Source organism: Jatrophihabitans sp. (assembly GCF_046262535.1).
In the GTDB taxonomy this organism is placed as follows: domain Bacteria; phylum Actinomycetota; class Actinomycetes; order Mycobacteriales; family Jatrophihabitantaceae; genus Jatrophihabitans.
This window is the reverse complement of the sequence record NZ_JBHEMO010000073.1, coordinates 1-7885: the sequence shown is the minus strand read 5'-3', so window position 1 is coordinate 7885 and position 7885 is coordinate 1. Positions and strand designations below refer to the sequence as shown.

Sequence of the window (7885 nt, the reverse complement as noted above, 5' to 3'; positions counted from 1 at the left end):
GGGCGGCGAGCATCTGTACGTGCATCCGGCCGATCTCCTGGTTGGCCTCGACGTAGGACCGCATCCGCTTCTCGTAGCCGGCGAAGCCGGCCGCGGGATCCCAGCCGGCGGCAGCGAGCTCCCCGGCCAGCATGTAGGCGCCGACCAGGGCCAGCCCGGTACCCGCGCCCGACATCGGCGACGCGCTGAATGCCGCGTCGCCGAGGAGGCCGACGCGGCCGCCGCACCAGCGGTCCATCACGACCTGTGCGACCTGGTCGAGGTAGAAGTCCGGCGTGTCGTCGAGGTGCGCGAGGATGCGCGGGGTCAGCCAACCGAACCCGGCCATCTGTTCGCGCAGGAGGCGCTTCTGAGTCGCGACGTCGCGGTAGTCGATGTCGAAGTCGGGCGCGGGGAAGGACAACATGGCAATTGCCCGGCTGGCGTCCTGGATCGGCCGCAGTCCGGCTGAGCGCCCGGCCTCCTGGTAGTCGATCAGCCAGCGGTCCAGCCCGAACTCGTTGGGCACGGTGTAGTAGGCCAGCACCAACCCGAGGTGACGGACGTGCTCGCGCGGTCCGAAGACCATCGTCCGCAACGCCGAGTGCAGCCCATCAGCCCCGATGACGAGTTCGAAGCGGCGGCGGGCGCCGCTGGGCGAAGGTCACGTCGACGCCGTGCGCGTCCTGGGTGAGCTCCGCGATCCGGTCCCCGAAAACGTATTCGACGTCGTCGCGGGTGTCGTCGTAGAGCACCCGGGAGAAGTCTCCGCGCAGGACCTCGATCTCCGAGATGTAGCCGTCGCCGTCGTTGTCCTCGGCCCGGTGGGTCTCCAGCACGTTGCCGTCCGCGTCCACCGTGTAGGCGCCGGCGGTGTCGGTGCACACCGCCCGGATCGCGGCGTCGAGCCCCATCCGGCGAATGACCTCCTTGGCCACCCCGCGAGCGTCCACCGCCTGCCCGCCCGGGCGCAGTCCGGGCGACTGCTCCACGACGGTCACCTCGGCACCACGGCGGTGCAGCCAGTGGGCCAGCGCCGGGCCTGCGATGCTCGCGCCGGAAACCAAGACCCTGACGTCGCTCATCGTGTCCTCTCCTCCTCCGTCTCATGACGGGGGTTGCGATCTTAGGGATCGGCCGGGAGGGCCGTCTTCCTTCTCGTCGATCAGCGACGCCCGAATTCGACACCCGGCGACCACTTGTGAGACACCGCGAGGTGCGCCTGCTGATCGCCGGGGTTCGCGTCGGTGCGTTCGGCAACCTGGCCTGGCCGGTCAATCGCTGACCTGTGCCCCGCAGCGTCCCGACTACTGGGGCGCCGCGGGCGTACCGAACTCTGGCGCACCACCAGGGGCGGCGCGAGCAGCACCTGCACGGTCGAGCCGAAACCGTTCAATTGCGCGACGAGGGAGTCGACGGCGCTTCGGCCCGAGGGGAAACGCGTTGACTTCCGGCATGCAGAAGATAAAGTCCGCCATACGAAACGGACGGAGGTAGCGTGGGAGTCGACATTGCCAGCCTGGCCGGCGCACTCGACGCGCGCCTGGCCGCCTCGGACGCCGCTCTGGCGGCCCGCTTCCCCGGCGAGCGCGCGGATCGCCAGCCGATCCATACGGTCTACGTCCCGGCGCACCGCTACGACGCCGACCTCGTGGCGAGCTGGAGTGCCCAGGCGCTCGCGGCCGTGGACGGAAACGCCGAGGAGTTCGGCAAGCTGGTCGGCGACGACGACATCGTCGAGCGCGTACGCCGCAAGCTCGTCGCTGAGCCCATCGAGGACCTCCGGATCGACTTCGAGGACGGCTACGGGACGAAGCCCGACGACTCGGAGGACGCCGACGTCGCCGCCGCGGCGGCCGCCCTCGCCGGCAGTCGGGGCGCGGGTGCCGCACCTCCGTTCGGCGGCATTCGCATCAAGAGCTTCGAAGCGCCGACGCGGGCCCGCAGCCTGCGGACCCTGGTCGGGTTCCTGACCGGCCTGGGGGACGCCGGCGGCGACCTCGAGAACTTCGTCATCACGCTGCCCAAGGTCACGAGTGTCGAGCAGGTCGAGGCCATGGTGTACGTGTGCGAGCAGCTCGAGCGCGAGCTCGGCGTGTCCCGGCTGCGCTTCGAAATCCAGGTCGAGACCCCGCAGTCCATCCTCGGTCCGGACGGGACCGCGCTCGTCGCGCGGATGATTCATGCCGCAGACGGGCGGTGTTCGGCCCTGCACTACGGAACGTATGACTACTCGGCGTTCTGCGGCATCGCCGCCGAGTACCAGAGCATGGCCCACCCGGTCGCCGACCACGCCAAGCTGGTCATGCAGGCGGCCGCGGCGGGTACGGGAGTGCGGCTGTCCGACGGTTCGACCAACATCCTTCCGGTCGGCGACGGCGATAGCGTGCGCGCGGGCTGGCGGCTGCACCTCGAACTCGTGCGGCGCTCGCTCGAGCGCGGCTACTACCAGGGCTGGGATCTGCATCCAGCGCAGCTTCCGACCCGCTACGCCGCGACGTTCGCCTTCTACCGGTCCGGCTTCGACCGCGCCGCCGCCCGGCTGCGCGACTACGTCACTGAGGCGGGCTCGGCGGTCCTCGACGAGCCGGCGACCGCGCGGGCGCTGGCCGACTATCTGCTGCGCGCCGTCCACTGCGGCGCCACGGACGGCGACGAGGTCGCCGGGGCAACCGGGCTCGGCGTCGACGAGCTGGCCGAATTCGCCCGCCCGGGGCGTTGACGAGCCGGTTTGTTGTCCGATAAAGTTCCATCATTCGGTAGTGAATTTCCGCTCAACGGAAAGCGGGAAGAACAAACCGGATGGACCGCAAGGAGCGACCCTATGGGTATCTCTCTCGGCGCTAACCAGTACGGCAAGGCGGAGAACCGCGTGGTGCGGATCTACCGCGACTCGGCCCGGCACGAGATCGTCGATCTCAACGTGTCGACCTCGCTGCGGGGCGACTTCGCTGCCGCGCACATCGACGGGAACCAGGTCGACGTCCTGCCGACGGACACGCAGAAGAACACCGCCTTCGCCTACGCCAAGCAACACGGCGTCACGTCCCCCGAGGACTACGCCATCGCGCTCGGCCGGCACTTCCTTGATGCGACGCCGAAGGCGACCGGCGCGCAGATCCGCGTCGAGCAGTACCCGTGGGACCGCATCCCGGCCGGCCCGAACGGGCACGACCACGCATTCGTGCGTCGCGGCGGCGCCACTCGCACCACCGTCGTCACCGTGCGCGGCCGCGGTGCCGAGCAGCGGGTCTGGGTCGTCTCCGGCCTGCAGGATCTCGTCGTGCTCAAATCGACCGGCTCGGAGTTCAAGGGCTTTTTGAAGGACGAGTACACGACCCTCAACGAGACCGACGACCGCATCCTGGCGACGTCGCTCGTGGCGCGCTGGCGATACGAGGGGACGGCGGTCGACTGGAACAAGACCTACGACGCCGTTCAGTCCACCCTGCTCGAGACGTTCGCGACCACCTACAGCCGGGCGCTGCAGGAGACGCTCTACCTCATGGGCACCCGGGTACTGGAGACCACAGGCGATGTAGCCGAGATCAGGTTCTCCGCCCCGAACAAGCATCACTTCCTCGTCGACCTCGCGCCGTTCGGTCTGGAGAACAACGGCGAGGTCTTCATCGCCGCCGACCGCCCGTACGGCCTGATCGAGGCCGCGGTCACCCGCGACGACGCCTCCGACGCCGACGACGTGTGGTCGTCCGTGACGTCCTTCATCTGAAGCGGAGTTCCCCATGAAGTATCTCGCCAACTGCTCCATGCTCTTTTCCGAGGTTCCGCTGCTGCAGCGGGCCGCTGCGGCCAAGGCGGCCGAGTTCGACGCCGTCGAGTTCTGGTGGCCGTGGCCCGACCAGCCCGTCCCGGCCGACGCCGATGTCGACGCCTTCGTCGGCTCGGTCGAGGACGCGGGCGTGCAACTCGTCGGACTCAACTTCTTCGCCGGCGACCTCGCCGGCCCCGACTGCGGCGTGCTCTCGATCCCCGGTCGCAGCAGCGAGTTCCGCGACAGCATCGACGTGGCCCTCGGCATCGGTGCTCGGTTGGGCGTCTCGGTGTTCAACGCTCTCTACGGCAACCGGGTCGACGACGCGACTCCCGCGGAACAGGACGAGCTGGGCTGCGAGAATCTCGGCCTGGCCGCAGACGCCGCGGCCCGCATCGACGCGACCGTCCTCGTCGAAGCGGTGAGCGGTCCCAAGCCCTACCCGCTGCGTACCGCCGACGACGCCGTTGCGGTGGTCGATGCCCTCCGCGGTGCCGGGCGGCCCAACGTGGCCTTCCTGCTCGACCTCTTCCACCTCGCCAACAACGGCGACGACGTGGCCGCCGCGATCGAGAAGCACGCCGACGTCACCGGCCACGTCCAGATCGCCGACTGCCCAGGCCGGGGCGAACCGGGATCCGGCGACCTCGACCTCGGCGGCCTGCTCGCCGCGCTCACCGCCCGCGGTTACGACGGCTGGGTCGGCCTCGAGTACAAGCCGACCACCGACACCGAGGCCAGCCTGGCGTGGCTTCCCCGTGCGCAGCGCGCCGCCCCGGTCAGGAGCACCACATGACCAAGATCGCCTTCCTCGGCCTCGGCATCATGGGCAGCCCGATGGCCGTCCATCTGCGCAACGGCGGACACGACGTCAGCGGCTACAACAAGCGGCACGACCGCAGCGGGCCGCTCGTCGCGGCCGGCGGCCGCAAGGCCGACTCGATCGCCGATGCTGTCTCTGACGCCGACGTGGTCGCGGTGATGGTGCCCGACTCACCGGACGTGCGCGACGTACTGCTCGGCGAGGACGGGGTCTTCGCCGGGGCCTTGCCGGGCACGCTGGTGATCGACTTCTCCAGCATCCGTCCGGACGTGACCACCGAACTGGCGCAGGCCGCGAAGGACCGTGGCTTCCGGCTGCTCGACGCGCCGGTGTCCGGCGGCGAGGCCGGGGCCAAGAACGCGGCGCTGTCGATCATGGTGGGCGGCAGCCCGGCCGACTTCGAGGCGGCCAAGCCGCTGTTCGACCTGGTCGGCAAGACGGTTGTGCACGTCGGGCCGAACGGCGCCGGGCAGACCGTCAAGGCCGCGAACCAGCTCATCGTCGGCACGCACATCCAGGTGCTGGCCGAGGCGCTCGTGTTCCTCGAGGCGTACGGCGTCGACACCGAGGCCGCCCTCGACGTGCTCGGTGGCGGGCTGGCCGGGTCGAAGGTGCTCGAGCAGAAGCGGGCCAACATGCTCGGCCGCTCGTTCGCCCCCGGTTTCCGCATCGACCTGCACCACAAGGACATGGGCATCGTCACTTCGGCCGCCCGTGAGGCCGGGGTCGTGCTGCCGGTGGGTGCGATCGTCGCCCAACTCATGGCCTCGGCCCGAGCCAACGGCGACGGCGGCCTCGACCACTCCGCGTTGCTCCGCGGCGTCGAGCGCCTCGCCGGCCAGAGCCCCAACTAACGTCCGGAGACATCCATGCCACGCATGACAGCGGCGCAGGCCGCAGTTGAGATCTTGAAGGCCGAGGGCGTCACCAACGTCTTCGGATTGCCTGGAGCGGCGATCAACCCGTTCTACAACGCGATGCGAATCGATGGCGGACTGCACCACACGCTGGCCCGGCACGTCGAGGGGGCCTCGCACATGGCCGAGGGCTACACGCGCGCGACCGCCGGCAACATCGGCGTCTGCATCGGCACCAGCGGGCCGGCCGGTACCGACATGATCACCGGGCTGTACTCGGCGAGCGCCGACTCCATCCCGATCCTGTGCATCACCGGCCAGGCACCGGTGGCCAAGCTGCACAAGGAGGACTTCCAGGCGGTCGACATCGCGTCCATCGCCAAGCCGCTGACCAAGATGGCGGTCACCGTCCTCGAGCCCGGGCAGGTGCCAGGCACCTTCCAGCAGGCCTTCCATCTCATGCGGTCGGGCCGTCCGGGTCCCGTGCTCATCGACCTGCCGATCGACGTGCAGCAGGCGGTGATCGAATTCGATCCCGACACCTACCAGCCACTGCCGGTCTACAAGCCGAGCGCGTCCCGCGCGCAGATCGACAAGGCGCTGGACATGCTGGCGGCCGCCGAACGGCCGTTGATTGTCGCCGGCGGAGGCATCGTGAATGCCGACGCCGCCGAGCTGTTGGTGCAGTTCGCCGAACTCACCGGCGTCCCGGTCGTGCCGACCCTCATGGGCTGGGGGACGATCCCCGACGACCACCCGCTCAACGCCGGCATGGTCGGCCTGCAGACGTCGCACCGGTACGGCAACGAGACGTTGTTGGCCGCCGACTTCGTCCTCGGTATCGGCAACCGATGGGCCAACCGGCACACCGGCGGCATCGAGACCTACACGCGCGGACGAACGTTCGTGCACGTCGACATCGAGCCGACCCAGATCGGCCGCGTGTTCGCCCCTGACTACGGCATCGTGTCAGACGCGAAGGCCGCGCTGGAGCTGTTCGTCCGGGCGGCCCGCGAACGCAATCTCGAGGACCGGGGCGCGTGGTCCGCGCAGTGCCAGGAGCGCAAGCGCACCCTGCTGCGCCGGACGAACTTCGACGCCGTGCCGATCAAGCCGCAGCGCGTGTACGAGGAGATGAACCGCGCGTTCGGTCCCGATGTGCGCTACGTCAGCACGATCGGGTTGTCGCAGATCCAGGCCGCGCAACTGCTGCACGTCTACCGTCCGCGGCACTGGATCAACGCCGGCCAGGCCGGTCCGCTCGGGTGGACCGTGCCAGCGGCGCTCGGTGTCGCCACCGCCGATCCGGACAGCACGGTGGTCGCGCTGTCCGGCGACTACGACTTCCAGTTCATGCTCGAGGAACTGGCCGTCGGCGCGCAGTTCAACGTCCCCTACATCCACGTGCTCGTGAACAACGCCTACCTCGGGTTGATCCGCCAGTCGCAGCGTGGCTTCGACATGGACTACTGCGTGCAGTTGTCTTTCGACAACGTCAACTCGCCTGAGCTCAACGGCTACGGAGTCGACCACGTCAAGGTGGCGGAAGGCCTGGGCTGCAAGGCGATCCGGGTGTTCGAGCCGGAGCAGATCCTGCCCGCCCTGGAGCAGGCGAAGAAGCTGATCGTCGAGTACCGGGTGCCGGTGATCGTCGAGATCATTCTAGAACGGGTGACGAACGTTTCGATGGGGCTCGAGATCGACAACGTGACCGAGTTCGAGGAACTCGCGCTGTCCGGCGCCCACGCGCCGACCTCGTTGTATGCCAATCTCGACTGAGCGAGGTCCGCGCAACGGCGCGGCCGGCACGACGAGGGAGGCGTGATGCCCCGCGTGCTGCTCGCTCCCGACAAGTTCAAGGGGACGCTGACGGCGGCCGAGGTGGCGTCCCACCTGGCCGCCGGGATTCGTGCGCGCCGGCCGGACGCCGACATCGTCACAGCCCCCGTGGCCGACGGGGGCGACGGCCTGCTCGACGCGTGCGTCAGCGCCGGGTTCAGCCGGGTCGCCGTCGATGCTGCCGACGCGACCGGGCACCGGGCGCGCACCGCGTACGTGCGGCGCGACGACGTCGCGGTGGTCGAACTGGCCGCCGTGGCCGGGCTGGCCCAGCTGGGGCCGAACCGGGCGCCGATGACGGCGACGAGCCGCGGTGTCGGGGAAGTCGTCGCCGCGGCGTTGGCCGCCGGTTGCCGCCGAGTGGTGCTCGGCATCGGCGGCAGCGCGTCGACCGACGGCGGTGCCGGCATGGTGCAGGCGCTCGGCGGGCGCATTCTCGACACGGCCGGCCGGGAGGTCGCCGGTGGTGGTGGGGGACTGCTCGACGCTGCGGGCCTGGACCTGACCGGCCTGCACCCGCAGCTCGCCACCGCGCGCGTCGAGGTCGCCTGCGACGTCGACAATCCCCTCACCGGGCCGCGTGGGGCGGCCGCGGTCTACGGCCCGCAGAAGGGC

General features: G+C 69.8%; 6 protein-coding genes and 1 pseudogene. 6 read left to right on the top strand and 1 reads right to left on the bottom strand.

Translation table 11 applies throughout. The features are described from left to right. Positions 1–1064 (bottom strand): annotated as a pseudogene (locus ABR571_RS10420) (FAD-dependent monooxygenase); the annotation flags it as partial. A 413-nt stretch (positions 1065–1477) separates the two neighbouring features. Between ABR571_RS10420 and ABR571_RS10415 the strand changes: the two are divergent. The 6 genes from ABR571_RS10415 to ABR571_RS10390 all read left to right on the top strand — a co-directional run. Next, the gene (locus ABR571_RS10415; RefSeq protein WP_409453130.1) at positions 1478–2701 is read left to right on the top strand and encodes a DUF6986 family protein; all 1224 of its coding nucleotides are present in this window, start codon (positions 1478–1480) and stop codon (positions 2699–2701) included. A gap of 102 nt (positions 2702–2803) precedes the next feature. Further along, positions 2804–3709: a factor-independent urate hydroxylase gene (gene pucL, locus ABR571_RS10410; protein WP_409453129.1), complete on the top strand. Its 906-nt coding sequence runs from the start codon at positions 2804–2806 to the stop codon at positions 3707–3709. A 13-nt stretch (positions 3710–3722) separates the two neighbouring features. Next, on the top strand, positions 3723–4547 hold the full coding sequence (locus ABR571_RS10405) for a hydroxypyruvate isomerase family protein (RefSeq protein ID WP_409453128.1): 825 nt from the start codon (positions 3723–3725) through the stop codon (positions 4545–4547). After that, positions 4544–5428 carry a 2-hydroxy-3-oxopropionate reductase gene (locus ABR571_RS10400; protein WP_409453127.1) on the top strand — a complete coding sequence of 295 codons (885 nt, stop codon included), beginning with the start codon at positions 4544–4546 and terminating at the stop codon, positions 5426–5428. The genes ABR571_RS10405 and ABR571_RS10400 overlap by 4 nt, the downstream gene beginning before the upstream one ends. A 15-nt stretch (positions 5429–5443) precedes the next feature. Continuing rightward, on the top strand, positions 5444–7210 hold the full coding sequence (gcl, locus tag ABR571_RS10395) for a glyoxylate carboligase (RefSeq protein WP_409453126.1): 1767 nt from the start codon (positions 5444–5446) through the stop codon (positions 7208–7210). Positions 7211–7255: 45 nt separating this feature from the next. After that, the coding region (locus ABR571_RS10390) for a glycerate kinase (RefSeq protein WP_409453125.1) at positions 7256–7885 on the top strand (630 nt) is incomplete at its 3' end.